The organism is Pseudoalteromonas piratica, from assembly GCF_000788395.1.
Classification (GTDB): Bacteria; Pseudomonadota; Gammaproteobacteria; order Enterobacterales; family Alteromonadaceae; genus Pseudoalteromonas; species Pseudoalteromonas piratica.
In genome coordinates this window covers 1,242,301-1,259,706 of sequence record NZ_CP009889.1, presented here as the reverse complement: position 1 = coordinate 1,259,706, position 17,406 = coordinate 1,242,301, and the positions used below count along the sequence as shown (strand labels likewise).

The window sequence follows — 17,406 nt, the reverse complement described above, 5'->3', positions numbered from 1 at the left end:
AACCTTATTGTTGTGATTACTTACAATCTGCTTGGCAACTTTTGACAGCGTTGTCAAAAGTTACCAAAAAAATTTCGGGTCATAAGTGGGGAGTAACATGTACGTTTTACAGCTTAATAAACGCAGCGCTAAACTTTTAACTGCCCAGTTTAGCTGGTACTCGCAGGCTTATTCACCGAATCCAAAGTAGTGATTTGTTACTGTGTAATGTTAGAAAGTAACAAATAAAAACCTTGAACTTGTTACTTTTTAACACTAACATGACCACAAAAGCAACACTTTGATAACAAAAATGTTAGAAATGCATTTACATTGGATAGAATTGTATTAGTTAGTCTTTTTGTTATGCGCAGTTTGGTAACAATTTTTCATGAATGAAGTCTTAAAAGGTTCAGGTAACCCACAGTCCTTAACAAAAACGGGTTGGCACATTTTACGTGAAGAAGTGAGCTTTCCAGTTGCGGTGCTATCGCAGTCAGCGATCAGTAATAATGCAAAATGGATGAGTGAATTCTGCCAAGAGGCGAATGTTAATTTAGCGCCACATGGCAAAACAACAATGGCCCCAGAGCTTTTTAAAATGCAGCTTGAACACGGTGCTTGGGGTATTACTCTTGCTACTGTTGCACAAGTTCTTAACGCAGCTAATCATGGTGTAACGCGCATTATATTGGCAAATCAGCTGGTGGGTAAGTATCACTTTAAGCAAATTGCGCAATTACTTGAAACCACCGATGTTGAGTTTTATTGTTTTGTTGATTCGGTTGAAAATGCGAAGCAAATAGGCGCATTTTTTGATGCGCGAAATACCCCTATTAATATTTTGCTGGAAATTGGTGCACAAGGAGGGCGTTGTGGCTGGCGTGACGTAAACAATGCCGATGCATTTTTAGCTGTTTGTGAGCAACATCCAAGTTTAAAATTTTCGGGTATTGGCTTCTATGAAGGGGTCATTGGGGGCAGTGACGCATTTGAAAAAGTCACAACATTTGTTGAGGACATATATCAACTGGCACATCTACTTAACCAACGTAATGTGTTTAGCCAGTCTAAACCCATTATCACTGGTGCCGGCTCTGCTTGGTACGATGTGGTTGCCTCGACACTCGCCAAGCATAATCAGCAAAAAGACTTTAATTTAGTTGTTCGCCCTGGCTGCTACTTAATTCATGATACGGGTATTTATCAAGACGCTCAAAATGCGGTAGTTGCACGCAGTCAATTGGCCTGCGATGTGACGGGCGAATTAGCTTCTAGTTTAACTGTTTGGGCGTATGTGGTATCCCGTCCTGAGGCTGGGCTTGCGATTGTGGGTCTTGGTAAACGAGATGTGGCGTTTGATGCTGGATTACCAAAAGCAGAGTTAATCTTTCATGTTGATAGCCAAACATTGCAACCGGCTGATGCCTTGATTGAAACCGTTAAAATAATGGATCAGCATGCTATGTTAAGCATACCCGAAAATTGCAGCTTACAAGTTGGTGACATGGTCTGTTTTTCCACCTCTCATCCTTGTTTAACATTTGATAAGTGGCGCCAAGTTGCAATTGCCGATGACGACTGGGTAATACACAAAACCATTTCGACCTTTTTTTAGCAGGAAGCCTTAATTAGTGGATATTATTAATAAAATTAAAGAAGGACTCGGTCATTTCAGCCCAGCAGAAGATAAAGTTGCGCGCTTGATTTTAGATGATCTCGATTTTGCTGCGACTGCATCAATTAATGAGTTAGCAAATAAAGCGAATGTTAGTCACGCCAGTATAACGCGTTTAGCCAAAAGTTTAGGCTGTGACAATGTACGTGATTTAAAATTTCAAATTACCCAATCGGCAGCGATTGGTGAGCGCTTTACAAACGCAGATGTGATTGAGAAAAAAGATATTTTTCATGTTTATTCATCGATACAAGAAATCTTGGCGCTAAATGTTGGTCTTATTCAAGAAGCTGAAGTAAATGCTGCAGCTGAACTCATTTGCAATACACGTCATTGCCTTATTTTTGGTGTAGGTGGTGGCAGTAGCATGCTAGCGATGGAATGCCAAAATCGTTTATTCCGCTTAGATATACTCTGCAATGCCCATTCTGATCCTATGATGATGCGCATGACAGCATCAACGATTAATAAGAATGATGTGGTGCTGTGTTTATCGTTAAGTGGTGTATCACCCGATGTGATTGATTCAGCACGCATCGCAAAAGAGTATGGCGCACACATTATTGCCATCTGTCCAGAAGGTGAACTCGCCGAACTCGCCGATGTGCATTTGCCGATCAAAACACAGGAAAGTGACTATATTTTTAAACCGAGCGCCGCGCGCTATGTGATGATGGCGGCTATTGATATTTTATCGAGTGAAGTGGCGACAAAAAATCAGCGTCGTTCTAAAGAAAAACTACGTCGTTTAAAAATTCAATTAGACCAACATCGTCATCAGAAAAGTGATGCGCCACCTGCCGACACACGCTTTCCACTGGGCGATTAACTATGAGTGATAAATACCACACTACCACAGTGATTCGTCATGCGACTGTTTACACCGGCGAGCTAAATGACAGTTTTATTGGCGATGTGGCAATTGGCGATGACAAGATTGTTGCACTGGGTGATTGCCAACATTTGTACAGTGATAATGATGTTGATGGCACAGGGTTGGTGCTTACTCCTGGCTTTATAGATGTACACACCCATGACGACCTAGAAGTTTTGCGCAACCCCAATATGCTCTGTAAGGTAAGCCAAGGTGTTACCACTGTAATTGCAGGTAATTGTGGTATTAGTAGTGTGCCCTATGTTGAGGAGATTGATCCGGTTGATCCAATTAACTTATTGGGTCAGAAAGCAGATTTCAAGTATCCCAATTTAGCTGATTTTAGAGATGCTTTCGATAAGTTAAAGCCAAGCGTTAACCTTGCGCAATTAATTGGTCATACAAGCCTTCGTGCGCAAGTCATGAGTGATTTGAGCAGGCCCGCCTCAGAAAACGAAATTAACGCTATGCAGGGGTTACTTAAAACACAAATGGAGCAAGGCGCATTGGGGCTAAGTACCGGCCTTGCTTACCCCAATGCTAAAGCATCAAGCAGTGATGAAGTCGCCAAACTTGCCGAACAAGTAACGCCTTTTAATGGCCTTTATACCACTCATTTACGCACTGAATTTCAAGGCATTATCGATGCTATGGATGAAGCATTTTCAACGGCAAAAAAAGCAAATTTGCCGTTAGTTATTTCTCATCTAAAGTGTGCGGGCATTGATAATTGGGGTCGTGCACAGGAAGTGTTGCAGCACTTAGAAAATAACCGTAAATCACAGCCAGCTTGTTGTGATTGTTATCCTTATTCTGCCAGTTCAAGCACATTGGATTTAAATCAAGTAACTGATAAAACAGATATTTACATTACTTGGTCAACACCACACCCTGAAATGGCTCAACGCACATTGGCTGATATTGCACAGGCTTGGCAATTATCCTTGATGCAAGCTGCTGAAAAACTTATGCCTGCAGGCGCAGTGTATCACTGCATGCTAGAAGACGATGTTAAACAGTTTTTAAGCTACGACAACAGCATGATAGGGTCGGATGGTTTGCCTTGTGATCCTCACCCGCATCCGCGTTTATGGGGAACATTCCCGCGCGTATTAGGTCATTACGCGAGAGATGAGAACACACTTTCACTCGCGCTCGCTATTCACAAAATGACAGCGCTGCCATCGCGGCGGTTTAAATTGCGCAAACGCGGAAAAATTGCAAAGGGTTATTTTGCTGATTTAGTGCTATTTGATGCGAATACAATTATTGATAACGCCTGTTACCAGAATCCAAAAGCGCAAGCCGAGGGCATTAAGCAGGTGTGGGTAAATGGCATAGTAAGCTTTGCCGAAGGGCTAAATGAGATGTCTGTAAAGCGATATGGACGTGCTGGGCGCTTCTTAGCGCGTGGTGAATAAATATTTTTAATGTCGAGAGAATACTCGACGCATTTTTAAAAAGAGGAAGTTATGACAATTAAACGTATTGGCGCAGAGGGCGGCACAGGCACAGGCGGTCAGCATTTACCTTTTTCACGTGCTGTGGAAGCGGGTGGTTGGTTAAAAGTATCGGGACAAACCCCAATGCGTGATGGCGAAGTAGTTGAGGGTGGCATTATTGAGCAATCGCGATTAGCGATTCAAAACTGCATCGACATTATGACTGAAGCAGGTTATGGCCTTGAAACTGTTACTCATGTATCTGTGGTATTAACCGATTCTCGCTATTTTCAGTCGTTTAACAAAGTATTTGCTGAAGTCTTTGGCGAGCACCCGCCAGCACGTATTTGCATGGTGGCAGACTTGGTTGTTGATTGTAAAGTTGAAGTGGATGTGACCTGTTACAAAGGTCAATAAACGCAAGCATGCTACGCCATTAAAATAATAAAAATAGGGGCATTTATGACATCACAACAAATGACGTATTTAGCAGCATTTTTCACATATTTGCTTGCAATGATTACCATTAGTTGGTTCGTTTCGCGTTGGCAAAAGTCAGGCAGTGACTTTTTGTTAGCAGGGCGAAAAGTGCCTTTATTTCTAACACTCGGCACCACAGTTGCAACCATGGTGGGCACGGGTTCATCAATGGGGGCTGTAGGGTTTGCCTATCAAAATGCTTGGGCCGGCGCACTTTATGGCATAGGGGGCGCGATTGGTATCTTGTTGTTAGCTTGGATATTTGCACCAGTGCGCAAACAGCAATTTGCCACCATGAGTGAAGAGCTCGCCAGTTATGTTGATGATAATGCCCTAGTTAAAAAAATTCTCGCTGTGATTATTTATGCCGCCAGTATTGGCTGGTTAGGTGCACACCTAATTGGTGGTGGTATGTATTTAGCTTGGCTGACTGGCATTGATGATACAACGGCTAAATTAATTATCGGGGTGGGGCTTGCCATTTATGTTACCTTGGGCGGTTATTCAGCCGTGGTGTGGACCGATGCGATTCAAGCGGTGATTTTATTTATTGGTTTTTTACTAATGGCGTATTTTGCTATCGATTTTGTCGGGGGATGGCAAGCGGTACAAAATAACCATCTGGTCAACGAAAGTGGCTTATTTTCTTATCAAAATATTGGCCTTGTTCCAGCCATTTCAATGTCATTTGCGGTATTGGTTGGGGTAATGGCAACGCCATCATTTCGCCAGCGCATCTATTCAGGTGACAGTGTAAGTAGTATTCGCCAATCGTTTGTAATGTCGGGTGTGCTTTATTTAGGTTTTTCATTGGTACCAGCAATTATTGGCATTTGCGCGTTTTTAATAAATGGCAATTTAGATAATCCTGCGTACGCATTTCCTTATATTGCGCTAAATACATTACCCGTTTTGTTGGGGGGTCTTATTTTATTAGCGGGCATATCGGCGACTCTTTCAAGCGCCAGCTCAGATGCCATTGCAGGGGTGAGCGTATTTGTGAGTGATATTTATGCGTGGCTGTTTCAAAAATCATCTGACAAAAAGCAACTCACAGATAGACAACAACTTGTGTTATCTCGCTTTTCGATGATTTTAACTGTGACTATCGCGCTGTTATTTGCGCTGTTATCAAACAATATAATTACCTACATTACAAAAATGATTTCACTTGCGTTGTGTGGCTTATTTGTAATGGGCTTATTAGGTCGCTTTTGGCAAAAGTTAACGTGGCAAGGCAGCATTGCAATTTTGCTCTCAAGCACTTTGAGCGCGGCATTGATTGGTTTTAATGAAAGTTGGCTCGCGTATTTTGGTAACCCATCGATTCCCGCGGTGATAAGTGGGGTGTTTTTTGGTGTATTAGTTAGCTTATTAACCCAACCTGATAAACCTACAGAGATTACTTCGACGAACAAAGAATTGGAGTCAGTTCTATAATGGTTAACTCAATTGTGTTTTTGGGCGAATGCATGGTTGAACACCGTGCTGATGGCGATGTTTTCTTTGGTGGCGACACCTTCAATACTGCGTACTATTCGCAACATTTGCTTGCGCAAAATTGCGATCTTAATCCATCAATCTATTACGCAACCGCTATAGGCAAAGACTCGCAAAGCGAACAATTTAAAGCATTGATGGCGCAATCTCAGATTGTTTCTGATTTTTGCATTATCCATGACACAAAGACACTCGGCCAATACTGGGTAAACCTTGATGAAAAGGGTGAGCGCACTTTCCGCTTTGATCGTTCAAACAGCGCCGCAAGAGACTACTTTTCGCTGTCACACAAGTTAATTGATGCGCTTAACACATGCGCTATTGATGCAATTTACCTGTCAGGAATAAGTCTTGCCATTTTAAACAGTGCAGATCGCAAGCTGTTAATTTCAGCCCTTGAGCAGTTTAAAATGCAAGGTGGCTTTATTTATTTTGATAATAATTATCGACCAACACTTTGGCAACAATGTTCCCCTATTCACGATTATTTTGCCTTAATGGCACTTGCCAATGTGGCATTTTTAACCGATGAAGACGAGTATGCGGTGTATGGCAAGCAATCGGTGAGCGATATCATCGATTTACATTATAAAGGGGCAGGATTTAAACAAACCTTAGTGATCCGTCAAGGGGCAGCACCTTGTGTTATTAAAGCGCCAAACCAAGGCAGTCTGTTTTGTGTTTCGGCTTTACAATTAGCGCCTGAAGAGATTGTTGATACCTGCGCGGCGGGTGATGCATTTGCAGCAGGTTTTTTAGTTGCCAATCTAGCTGGGTACGATTTTCACGCAGCGACAGCATATGCGCATAAAGTTGCCGCCGCAGTAATCAAGCAACACGGTGCGCTTATTCCTTCTCATTTTCTTCCCAAACTTTCGAACCAGGAGTGTGCAGGTGTCGATACATTTTATTAGTAAGCTATTTTATCTTTTAAAAGTCAGTTTTTTATTGGTGTTTAGTGGTAGTTTGTTTGCTTCAAGCCAGCTAATGCCGATGCCAAAAACAATCGATATGGGAGAAGGGCAACTCAAATTAACCAGTCCCATTAGTATTTCAGTTGATGGCATGAGTGCTGAGCGAAAGGCATTTCAATTACAGCGACTCCAACAGCATTTCTCACGTATTGTTGGCAAAGAGGTAGTACTAAAAGAAGTCGATAAAAATGCGACGGTGCGCATAGTGGTTGCGGAGAAAGAGCGCACAACACAGACGCCTTTGTTAAATGTGGACGAAAGTTACCAGTTAAAGGTTGATAATCGCAGTGTGACAATAACGGCTAAGACTGTGTTTGGTGCGCAGCACGGTTTAACTACGTTAGTGCAACTGGCCGCTAATGGCAAAGCGCAAACACTCAACGTTCCCAGTGTTATTATTAGTGATAACCCTCGCTTTGCATGGCGCGGTTTATTGATTGATAGTGCACGCCATTTTATCTCCATTGAAACCATTAAACGCCAATTAAGTACCATGGCATCGGCAAAATTAAATGTACTTCATTGGCATTTAACCGACGATCAAGGTTGGCGTATTGAAAGTAAGCGTTTTCCTAAACTCACCGAGAAAGCATCAGACGGACTATATTACACTCAAGCTGAGGTATTGGATGTGATTCATTATGCCAGTTTGCTTGGCATTCGTGTGGTGCCTGAATTTGGCATGCCGGGTCATGCCAGCGCTATTGCGGTAGCTTATCCAGAGCTGATGGCTGAGGTAAAAAATTACGAAATGGAACGCCACTGGGGGGTATTTAAACCATTACTTAATATTTCAAAGCCTGAGGTATACCAGTTTGTCGATAGTTTAATTGAAGAAATGACTACTATTTTCCCAGATCCCTATTTACACATTGGTGGCGATGAAGTGGAACCTGAGCAGTGGTTACACAATAAAGACATTCAAGGTTTAATGGCTAAACATTCGCTTAAAAATGGCGCGGATTTGCAGAACTATTTTAATACTCAAATTCAGCCGATTATTGAAAAGCATCAGCGCATTATGATGGGGTGGGATGAAATTTTTCATGAAAACTTACCGAAAGATATTGTAGTGCAGTCATGGCGTGGTCATGATTCGTTAAATGCAGTTGCCAACAGTGGTTATCAGGGGATTTTATCAACCGGTTTTTACATTGATCAGCCACAGTACAGTGATTATCACTACCGAAACGATCCGCTTCGTACATTACCAAGTGTTGATTTATCCAAGCCACAGACCTTAGCCAAGTCATTTATTATCGATAGACTGAAAGGCAGTGATGTGCGAGGTGAATTACTTGTGCTTGGTGAGCAAGTGTTAATTAAACTTAATAACAATCATCACCAATTAGCCTCAGTGAGTCACACACCAGACAAAACAACGCGCAGATTTAATGCAAGGATGGACAGCTGGATGGGGCCGTTGACCTTTGAATTTGATCTCGAAGGTGAACAAAGTGCAGTGATGATAGGCAACAGCCGCTATCCTTTGAAATTAAACACTCTGGATGCACCATCAGCCGTTAGCTTATCGCAGTCGCTTAATGATGCGAGCAAACAGCGCATTTTAGGTGCAGAAGCAACAATTTGGAGTGAAATGGTTACCGATCACAATATTGATCTGCGTATTTGGCCACGTTTGTATGCGATTAGTGAGCGTTTATGGTCACCCAAGCAAAAAAATGACGCGAACGATATGTACCAGCGTTTAGGATTTATTAATACATATGCAGCTGAAGTAATTGGCGCCGCCCATTTAGCTCAGCAGAAAGCTGGTTTTAACGCATTACTTCCAAAATCATTTGATAATGATAAAAAAGCGCGCACTATTGCATTATTGAATGTGATGGCAGAGTTATTAGAGCCAGCGCATTACTATACCCGCCATCATATTAAGTATTTAAACGATGAATACCATCAACAAGCAGCGCTTGATAACTTTGTAGATTACTTAGCGGTAGAAAGTCACGCTATCAGGCAGCTAAACAATTGGGTTGATGGTTTTATTAACGGTGATAAAACGGCTTTAGATAAAATTAAATCACAGCTAAACCTCTGGAGTGAGGCATTGAGCGCTAGTGATAACTTACTTAATAGTGGTGATAAGCTCGCTTTGGTACGCGCCAAATCTATAGCACTTACACAGTTTATCGCTTTATCTCTAAATGTAATTGCACATTGCCAAGGTCAAACAAACACACCAATGCTTGGCAATGATTTACTTTTTTTACAGCCGCTAACCGATGAGTTGGTGATTGCCGGCATTTACCCAATGCGTGAGCTTTACCTTGCCTGTACAAATTAAAAAGGACAAAACAATGAAGACAAAGTTTATTTGCACATTTGTGCTGGTCTTAGCAACAAACCAAGTACACAGTAAAACGTTATTTGAAGCGACGGATTGGGTAACAGATAACACCTTTACCACAGGGGTTGAAGGCCCAGCAGTGGATAAACACGGGGATCTTTATGCAGTAAATTTTATGCAACAAGGCACCATCGGCAAAGTGACTGGTAAGGATGAGGTTACTAAGTTAGTTAGCTTGAAAAACGGATCTATCGGTAATGGCATTCGCTTTGATAGCGAGGGCAATATGTATATTGCTGATTACGTTAACCACAATGTGTTAACTATCAGTGCAGTGGACTTAGCCAAAGGCGGCGATTTGAGCACTAAAGTAAAAGTATTTGCCCATAATGCAAAAATGAACCAGCCCAACGATCTCGCTATTATGGATAACGGCATTTTATTTGCCAGCGATCCAAACTGGCAACATAGCACGGGTAATTTATGGCGCATTAGTCAACAAGGTGAAACCCCACTACTAGAAGCCAAGATGGGCACAACAAATGGTGTTGAAGTGAGCCCAGACAATAACACCTTGTATGTTAATGAAAGTCTGCAGCGTAAAGTATGGCGTTATGATCTTGACAGCAAAGGCAATGTTTCGAACAAAGCATTACTGATTGAATTTAACGAGCATGGCCTAGATGGCATGCGTACCGATAAACAAGGCAATCTATACATAGCGCGTTATGGTGCGGGTGTTATTGCGGTGGTGTCTGCCAAGGGTGAATTAATAAGAGAAATTAAGCTAAAAGGGCAGTTTCCAACAAATGTCGCGTTTGGTGGCAAAGACGGTAAAACCGTGTTTGTGACTATGCAGAAGCGTGGTGCCATTGAAATGTTTAATGTGGATGTACCAGGTAACGCATTTAAACAATAATAAAGTAAATTAATACTTTAATCGTGCAACTTTTTAATACAAGTATGTTCTACTGATAAGGGTTAAACTCGTCAGAGAAAATTATGTTGTTTAGAAGTATTTGGCCGTCAATTGCATGTTTTAGCTCAGCGCTTATCGCTTATTTGACGTATCTTTTTATTGGTATAAAAGTTGATGAAAATGGGTTTTTAAAGGAAGCTTTTTTTCTTTTACCGCTTTCTCTTAGCTTTATAATGCTCGGCAGCGTGTTGCTGGTTGTATTTTTTATTTTGAAGCTAAAAGCGGGTGAGAAATTTCGATTTAGCCGCTAGTAATGCTTGTATTGTGCCCGCAAAGAGCTTCTCGCCCAGTAACACTGGGCGATTTTATCTTAAATTTCGTTATGATTAACCAATGAGTCAACCAATTGGCTAAACGTTTTCGCACTTTTTGCCTGATTGAGTGAATAGCCTGTCATTTTTGCAATATCAATTAAATCAAAATAACCACGTAACTCACTTTGATTTGCTCCAGTTACCAGCAAGTATTCATAGCTGGCTTTTTCCATGGTTTTTAACACATCTCCCACTTTTGCATTAGCAAGCATTAGCTCGGATACTGTGTCTATTTCAGCAAGTTTTACCATGATATCGCCAATCGTTAATTGCGCGCGTGTTAAGCCTTTTTTAGCAGCCGTTTTAAGCACATAACTACTAGCTAAACGGGCCTTAGAAATAACCCCTTTTAACTGATTTTGGCTATCGACAACGAAACTGGTGCGCATATGTGTTTTTTCTAAAATACGGGTTGCGTCATCTAAACTAGTTTCAATATCAATGTATTGCAATGGTTCAAGGTGAAAGCCATGCATCGCAAATGAGGCAGGGCTAGACAGTGAAATACCAGTATCTAAATGTGTTTGAGCGAATAAGTGTGCGCCTTCAAGTAATGGCTTAGTTGAAAATGCTGTAAATTGGTTCATAACGACCACCTTTAATAATGTTAATTGTTAGATTTAAGACGAATTAAAAACTAACGAACGCTAGGTGGTGCTCTAATTGGTTGAATTGAAACAGGCGTTAGATTAAGTAAATAAGCAACTTTCTGGTAATGCTTATAACGGTTGTTAGCCTGACTATTGGGTGAAGCCTGGGGAGGGAAATCATCAAAATCATTTTGATCGTGATAGGTAAACTCGGCAGTATCATGCGTTGTCACACTGGCTTGAGTATCGGAGGCACAAGCAGTCGCAGAGCTTACATTAAGCGCCATAAATACGACTGTAACGACAAACAACCAGCGAAGCATAACGGAGACAACTACAAAGTTAATACATATCTAATAGTGGGTCTGCACGGGTGATTTTTCAACACCTAAATATGTAAATGTTTAGGTGTTGATTTTGATAGGCTACACATTGCCCTTATTGAAGCATGTTCGGCAAAGTATTTAATTAAGCGGCACTATATGCGCTAGAGTCTTGTCTGCGACGAGTTGGCTTTCTGCGTTTTAGCCATAAATAACAGCCTGTAATTGCAAAAATAAGCGGTGTTAAACCGATTAAGCACCAAATAATACGGCTTGTTAAGCCTGCAAAATAGCCAAAATGCAGCTTTCTAAAGCTATCCACCACAACTAAAAAAAACGGTGCTTCGCGAATATCATAATTAGGCAGTTGTTTACCTGTCTCCTTATCAAAGCTCACGACAGATGCATATTCACTGGTGACAAAGCTGGTATTAGCCACTTCGCCAAAAAAGGTGATGGGTAAGTCGGGCTCATAAGGGAACATTAAATAGGTGGCTCTGAATCCGCCCATTTGGGTTTTAGCGGTTGCCATTAAGCTGTCGATAGATAATTGCGGGTTATATAAAGCGCCTTGAACTAAATGCGGTGGCTCATCCGCGTGCTCAAATTCGTGGTGAATAATTTCTGAAATATTCCAATAGACACCAGTAAAACCTAATATCAGTAAAATAGGGGCTGACCAAATGCCCACTAATTTATGTAAATCGCTAAAAAAGGCCATGCGTTTAACTTTTACACGTAAGGTGAAAAATTTTTTCCAAAATTGGCGATAAATTACTAAGCCAGAGATGCCCATAAACATCAAAATAAGCGATATGATACCTGTAAACCAAAGGCCAGTATCGCCAATTAAAAACTTATAGTGTAAGTCTAATAGCCAATCGGTTAGGTAATAGTCGACCGGCTGTGGTGCGGCACGGACAATACCCTGATATTGATCTAAATATACTTTTGACCATGTGTCTGTACCGTGTTCTAGTACATATACCCGATCAGCGGTTTTGCCATCATCGAAGACTTCCCAGCTACCCACTTCATAATTTGGTAGATTTTGTTTAATGGTATTGTGAAGGCTATCATAACTTAGGCGGCTGCCAGGTGATGCGTTTACAGTGGCAAGCTCCGGCATAATAAGGTGATCTATCTCTTCCTTGAAGACTAAAATACTGCCTGTGAGCGAAATTATTATCAGTGGTAATGCTATTACTAAGCCTAAATAGCGATGCCAAAGGTGGAGTTTCTTTTTCATAATTCAGTGACGTTAGTTTGTAAAACAACAAAAGGCCGCATTAAGCGACCTTTACGTTTTAAGCTCTATTAAAGCGACCAATTAAGCGATAACGCATAATTACGAGGTGCGCCGTAGTAACCTTGAGCCCAGTACAATGAGTTAAGGTATTTTTTATCAAATACATTGTTTACATTGGCAGTTAGACTAAGTTGAGAGTTGATCTCATAACTCGCCATAAAGTTAACTAATGCATAAGCGCTTTGCTCGGTCACCACATAAGGCGTTTGCTTTTGCACGCGGCTAATATCGTCTTGCCAACGCATATTCATACCAAAGGTTAAGCCTTCAAGAAATGCCGCATCATATTTAGCTGCAAGCTTGAATACTTGTTTAGGTGTGTAGTCTTTGACTAATTGCGCTTCGGTATTTCCTGCATTGAAAGTATCGGAAACGTCGATATCGGTGTAGGTATAACCTAAGTTTGCACTTACGCCATAGCCAATTTCACCACTGAGTTCCAATTCAAAACCTTGTGATTGAATACCTGGTGCAGCAATGTGAACTGTGTTGTCCGGTGTTGAGTTTTCAGTATCGGCAACAGCAATGTTTTTCTGCTCGGTATCAAAAAGCGCCACATTCACCATCATTAGGTCATTAAATAATTCGGTTTTAATACCAATTTCTTTAGTATCGCCGCTAATTGGATCAAGCGTTTGACCGTTAATATCTTGCTCTGCTTGCGGGGCAAATGTTTCGCTGTACGATGCATAAACATTAATGTCATCGTTAATTTGATAAACTGTACCTAAGTGTGACGTGGTATCGCTCACATCACGTGACTTATCGTTACCGTAAGAAAGACCGCTGGTTTCCCAAGCTGTGTGACGAATACCTGCTAGTAGTTTTAAGTCATCAGAAATTGAGAATCGTGCAGAAACGTATTCGGATACTTGTTCACTATCAACACGAGAGCCATTGAGACCGTCTTTTAATACTGGAACAGGTGCAACACCATCCCACTCATTCAGATCTGGCATAGGTGGGAAACCATTGCCAGTGGTGTAGTCATAAAGCGATCTATCTTCATACGCCATATCAGCAATACTTGCACCAGCGGCAATTAAATGTTCCTGACCAAAAAGTTCAAAGCTACCTTTGGTGTACACATCAAATAAGTTGAGGCGGTCTTTCAACTGATAGTCACTTGCGTAGCCGGTTAAGCCTAAACCTGTTTCTGCATCTGGTGTACCATAAACGTAAAAGAGATTAGAGTCTTGCTCTGTTTGTGTATGTGCGTAACGTGCAATCACACTCCAGTTATCACCAACAAGTTGTTCTAACTCTACAAACGCCTGCTCTGACGTGTTATCCCAGTAAGCCCAATCAGCTGCTGTTGAAGTCGAGGTATCGTAATTTGTTGGGTTACCTTGTGAATCATACAATGCAAGTGCACCCCAAAGAGGGCTATCAGCATCATTTTGTTGGTAAGTAAGGCTGGTTGTTAGCGTTGTTGTATCAGTAAGGTTTAACTCTGCAATACCATAGAATACATCACGTTCTACACTGTAACGGTCAAGATACGAATCACGCTTTTGTTTTACGACTACAGCACGACCTGCAGCATAGTCATTAAAACGGCCTGACAAATCTGCATCTAAACGCTTATTTGACCAAGAGCCTGCAGTGAATGACACATTTGCACGTAAATCATCCGTTGGACGTTTGCGAATAAAGTTTACTGTGGCTGAAGGGTTACCGGCGCCTGTCATCATGCCATTAGCACCCATAACCACTTCAACTCGTTGGTAAATTGCAGTGTCGAGCGTGCCCTGTAGTGACCCGCGCTCTTGTGGTAAACCAAGGCCGTCTACTTGGAAGTTGGTGATATCAAAACCACGTGCTTTGTAATAAGTACGATCGGTTTCAATTTTTTCAACAGAAACGCCAGGGGTTGTTTCAAGTACTTGGTTGACATCATCCAGTGAAAAGTCGTTCATTAATGCGCGGGTAATGACGCGCACCGATTGCGGTGTTTCTTTGATCGAAATACCTAGTTTAGAGGCCGTTTCTGATTCAACAGCCAAATAGTTTGCGTGGTTTTTCCCTAGCACCTCGATTTTTTCGATGTTGTCATCTGTTTCATCATTTGCCAAAACAGGTGTTGCTAGCAGAGAGGTTGTTGCAAGGTATAGGGCACTTAATTTAAATGCGCGAGATTTCATAACAAAGACCTAATATTGAGAGTAACTAAAAAATTTGCGAACATAGTAATCTAAATGATAATCGATCTCAATATCGTTATTGCGTTATTTTCATTTGTACCTTTATTCTGTCACATTGATTTTTATGAGTTTTATCTCATTAGGAAAGACACCAACACATGTTAGAAAACTGAAAGCGATGTAAGAAGCGGATCTTTATACCCATAGGAGCCATTAAAATAGGGGTGTAAGGTCGTTTAGAAAAGTGCTGGCAACCTTTGCTTGTTGCCAGCACTTTTTGAACAATCGTTAGATTGCGAATAACAATTTTTACCCACGTTTAGAAGTGAAATTAAACATGGGTATGTATATAACCTGAACTCGGAATAATAAATTACTTTCTAGCTGCAACTTTAACTTATTATTGCGTTAAATTAGTTTGCAATAGACGAGCTATTGGCGCTCAAATTTGCCTTGTACTAAGAAAAACTATCAAGCTAAAAAGTTTAAAACAATAAAATACATATATTACATGTTACTAGTTAACTTCTTACTCCGGGTTCAGGTTAAATTAGGCTTATGCCCAAGTGCGCAGTCCAATGGCACCATGCCATGCTAAATAAATAACAATGATGCTTTGTAAAGAGATAAAAATCATAGAGAAAATAAAAAACGTTTTATGCGTTAGCTTCGATTTAACCAAATATAAACAGCGCAGCGTTAAAGCACTCGTTACCAACATCATTAAACTGCTAAACAAGATGCCGATTGAGAAAATACTCAGTGTACCTAAGCGTGCAATTGGTTCGGCTAAGCCTAACCCAAGTAATACTAAAAACAGCAAGCTTGATAGCGCGGCAGATGACACGTTTTTGCGAAGTGATATAGCAAATTGGTTTGTAAGCTTTTTACGCTTAACTTGAATGGGCCAAATAATGCTGTAAAAGCACATACCCAGTAATAGTATTAGCCAAATAAATAAAATGAGTTTATCTGCACATGCATTGAGCGCTGAAACTGGTTTAAATACACGATCGCCATAGTGAAAAACCAGTCCTTCGATGGGATCAACACCTTGCTTCATTACTACATTCCCATGGCTGTTTTGCCAATCACTTTCACCATTCAATGTAAGAGAACGCTGCCAGCCAGGCGGGAAAACTTGCTTAAAAGAGGCGCCATCAGGTGTTATGTGTAATTTGTTAAATGCACTAAGGCGCTCAAGAAAGTAGCGGTTTTGGAAGCGCGGATTGATATATTGATAATAGCCAGATTGTTCCATTAAAGCCGCTGGAATAGGGGAAGGCTTATGCGCGTTTGTGTCGGTATATTTCTCTAACGATTTACTGATAGCAAAACCAATTTCTCGGATTGCTCGAGCATTATCACTGTTTTGTAATAACACAAACCCAGCATTGAATTTTGGCGAGTAAACGAATTCAGTCATCCAGCCGGGCAATGACCCATCGTGACCACGATATTTTACACCTTTATAAAAACGTGCTGAATTTGTAATACCGTAACCAGCATCAAATTTACCTACGTTGGTAGAATGTGAGAATCCCATTCTGCTCAGCATATCATTACTTAATATTGTCGAGTCTTTTTTAATGAATAGCGTTAACAGCTTTGCCATGTCGGTGATTGTTGAAGATATCGCACCCGCTGGTTTCATCAGAATGTGTTTATAATCGACAGGTTTATGTTTACGATACCCTGTTGCTAACGCTTCTGATTCAAAACCTTCATAGGTCGTATTTTCCATCGCAAGCGGCTTGAGAATGTGTTCTTCAACGTAACTTTCAAAAGCAACCCCGGTCACTTTTTCGATAATCAGTGCGACAACAGTTGATGCTGTGTTGGTGTAAGCATGACGTGTGCCGGCAGGCCAACGAGAGGTGCGGCTATCGGGATTAACCGCCAGAACTTGCTCTAATGACATAGGAGGATTGTTGGAATAAGCAAATTCGCTTAACGAGATTTCTCGCCAACCTGCTGTGTTTTCCAATAAATGGATCAGTTTAATGGGGTGGCTATCGGCCCATGGGTTATGATATTCCAAGTCAGGTAATAAGGTTTTGAGTGTATCGTCAAAAGACAGTTTATTTTGTTCAATTAATTGCAATGCAGCAATTCCAACGAACAGTTTACTCACGGAACCTATTCGGTATTGAGTTGACGTTGTAGCTTGTAGAGCCTGTTTTTGATTGGCGTTACCGATTACCTTGATATATTGCGGCTTGCCAGGCTCTATGATTGCGTAAGCAATCGAGGGTATTTTATGTTTTATTACTATTTCATTTATTTGTTTATCAAGCGCATGTTTGTTGTTTGCATGGGCTAGGTTGGTATAGCTAAAAATTAAGCTTGTAAGTAACAAACTTATCAAAAAATACAAAGATTTCACGTATTCACCTTTTGATTATTAATTACGACGAAGTGATGGCAACATGATTTGCTTAATGCTTTTCTAAATTCAAAGAAAGTTTTGTTATGTCTTGTGATAGTATGCAAAAATAGCGTGTTCACAAAA

The 17,406-nt window shown here is 41.0% G+C and carries 14 protein-coding genes; 9 read left to right on the top strand and 5 right to left on the bottom strand.

All coding sequences use genetic code 11. The features are described from left to right. Positions 1-370 precede the first annotated feature (370 nt). From OM33_RS20345 to OM33_RS23085, 9 genes are all read left to right on the top strand, one after another. Positions 371-1,597 (top strand): amino acid deaminase, encoded by a 1,227-nt coding sequence (locus OM33_RS20345; protein ID WP_040136331.1) that lies wholly within the window; start codon positions 371-373, stop codon positions 1,595-1,597. A 16-nt stretch (positions 1,598-1,613) separates the two neighbouring features. Further along, the gene (locus tag OM33_RS20340; RefSeq protein WP_040136329.1) at positions 1,614-2,486 is read left to right on the top strand and encodes a MurR/RpiR family transcriptional regulator; all 873 of its coding nucleotides are present in this window, start codon (positions 1,614-1,616) and stop codon (positions 2,484-2,486) included. Positions 2,487-2,488: 2 nt separating this feature from the next. Continuing rightward, positions 2,489-3,952 (top strand): N-acyl-D-amino-acid deacylase family protein, encoded by a 1,464-nt coding sequence (locus OM33_RS20335; RefSeq protein WP_040136328.1) that lies wholly within the window; start codon positions 2,489-2,491, stop codon positions 3,950-3,952. 51 nt (positions 3,953-4,003) lie between these two features. Next, positions 4,004-4,390 (top strand): RidA family protein, encoded by a 387-nt coding sequence (locus OM33_RS20330; RefSeq protein WP_040136326.1) that lies wholly within the window; start codon positions 4,004-4,006, stop codon positions 4,388-4,390. Between the two features lie 45 nt (positions 4,391-4,435). Then, positions 4,436-5,893 (top strand): sodium:solute symporter family protein, encoded by a 1,458-nt coding sequence (locus OM33_RS20325; RefSeq protein ID WP_040136325.1) that lies wholly within the window; start codon positions 4,436-4,438, stop codon positions 5,891-5,893. Beyond that, on the top strand, positions 5,893-6,867 hold the full coding sequence (locus OM33_RS20320) for a PfkB family carbohydrate kinase (protein WP_040136323.1): 975 nt from the start codon (positions 5,893-5,895) through the stop codon (positions 6,865-6,867). Before OM33_RS20325 ends, OM33_RS20320 begins: the two co-directional genes overlap by 1 nt. Then, positions 6,848-9,232 carry a beta-N-acetylhexosaminidase gene (locus tag OM33_RS20315; RefSeq protein WP_052141216.1) on the top strand — a complete coding sequence of 795 codons (2,385 nt, stop codon included), beginning with the start codon at positions 6,848-6,850 and terminating at the stop codon, positions 9,230-9,232. The genes OM33_RS20320 and OM33_RS20315 overlap by 20 nt, the downstream gene beginning before the upstream one ends. A gap of 13 nt (positions 9,233-9,245) precedes the next feature. Beyond that, the gene (locus OM33_RS20310) at positions 9,246-10,154 is read left to right on the top strand and encodes an SMP-30/gluconolactonase/LRE family protein (protein WP_040136322.1); all 909 of its coding nucleotides are present in this window, start codon (positions 9,246-9,248) and stop codon (positions 10,152-10,154) included. An 83-nt stretch (positions 10,155-10,237) separates the two neighbouring features. Beyond that, positions 10,238-10,465 (top strand): DUF3955 domain-containing protein, encoded by a 228-nt coding sequence (locus tag OM33_RS23085; protein ID WP_040136321.1) that lies wholly within the window; start codon positions 10,238-10,240, stop codon positions 10,463-10,465. Between the two features lie 59 nt (positions 10,466-10,524). Here the strand turns inward: OM33_RS23085 and OM33_RS20300 are convergent, their stop codons facing one another. From OM33_RS20300 to OM33_RS20280, 5 genes are all read right to left on the bottom strand, one after another. After that, entirely contained in the window at positions 10,525-11,115 is a 591-nt protein-coding gene (locus OM33_RS20300; protein ID WP_040136319.1) for a CBS domain-containing protein, read from the bottom strand. Between the two features lie 50 nt (positions 11,116-11,165). Beyond that, positions 11,166-11,441, bottom strand: coding sequence for a hypothetical protein (locus OM33_RS20295; protein WP_199922569.1), 276 nt, complete (start codon positions 11,439-11,441; stop codon positions 11,166-11,168). Between the two features lie 145 nt (positions 11,442-11,586). Then, positions 11,587-12,690, bottom strand: coding sequence for a PepSY-associated TM helix domain-containing protein (locus tag OM33_RS20290; protein ID WP_040136315.1), 1,104 nt, complete (start codon positions 12,688-12,690; stop codon positions 11,587-11,589). A gap of 68 nt (positions 12,691-12,758) precedes the next feature. After that, the gene (locus OM33_RS20285) at positions 12,759-14,894 is read right to left on the bottom strand and encodes a TonB-dependent siderophore receptor (protein ID WP_040136313.1); all 2,136 of its coding nucleotides are present in this window, start codon (positions 14,892-14,894) and stop codon (positions 12,759-12,761) included. Between the two features lie 556 nt (positions 14,895-15,450). Next, positions 15,451-17,280 carry a serine hydrolase domain-containing protein gene (locus tag OM33_RS20280; RefSeq protein WP_040136311.1) on the bottom strand — a complete coding sequence of 610 codons (1,830 nt, stop codon included), beginning with the start codon at positions 17,278-17,280 and terminating at the stop codon, positions 15,451-15,453. Between the last annotated feature and the right edge of the window lie 126 nt (positions 17,281-17,406).

Bases quoted from the DNA above. Each gene is read 5' to 3' on its own strand.
- OM33_RS20345 (WP_040136331.1), top strand. From the start codon at position 371: ATGAATGAAGTCTTAAAAGGTTCAGGTAACCCACAGTCCTTAACAAAA.
- OM33_RS20335 (WP_040136328.1), top strand. From the start codon at position 2,489: ATGAGTGATAAATACCACACTACCACAGTGATTCGTCATGCGACTGTT.
- OM33_RS20330 (WP_040136326.1), top strand. From the start codon at position 4,004: ATGACAATTAAACGTATTGGCGCAGAGGGCGGCACAGGCACAGGCGGT.
- OM33_RS20325 (WP_040136325.1), top strand. From the start codon at position 4,436: ATGACATCACAACAAATGACGTATTTAGCAGCATTTTTCACATATTTG.
- OM33_RS20320 (WP_040136323.1), top strand. From the start codon at position 5,893: ATGGTTAACTCAATTGTGTTTTTGGGCGAATGCATGGTTGAACACCGT.
- OM33_RS20310 (WP_040136322.1), top strand. From the start codon at position 9,246: ATGAAGACAAAGTTTATTTGCACATTTGTGCTGGTCTTAGCAACAAAC.
- OM33_RS23085 (WP_040136321.1), top strand. From the start codon at position 10,238: ATGTTGTTTAGAAGTATTTGGCCGTCAATTGCATGTTTTAGCTCAGCG.
- OM33_RS20300 (WP_040136319.1), bottom strand. From the start codon at position 11,115: ATGAACCAATTTACAGCATTTTCAACTAAGCCATTACTTGAAGGCGCA.
- OM33_RS20295 (WP_199922569.1), bottom strand. From the start codon at position 11,441: ATGCTTCGCTGGTTGTTTGTCGTTACAGTCGTATTTATGGCGCTTAAT.
- OM33_RS20290 (WP_040136315.1), bottom strand. From the start codon at position 12,690: ATGAAAAAGAAACTCCACCTTTGGCATCGCTATTTAGGCTTAGTAATA.
- OM33_RS20285 (WP_040136313.1), bottom strand. From the start codon at position 14,894: ATGAAATCTCGCGCATTTAAATTAAGTGCCCTATACCTTGCAACAACC.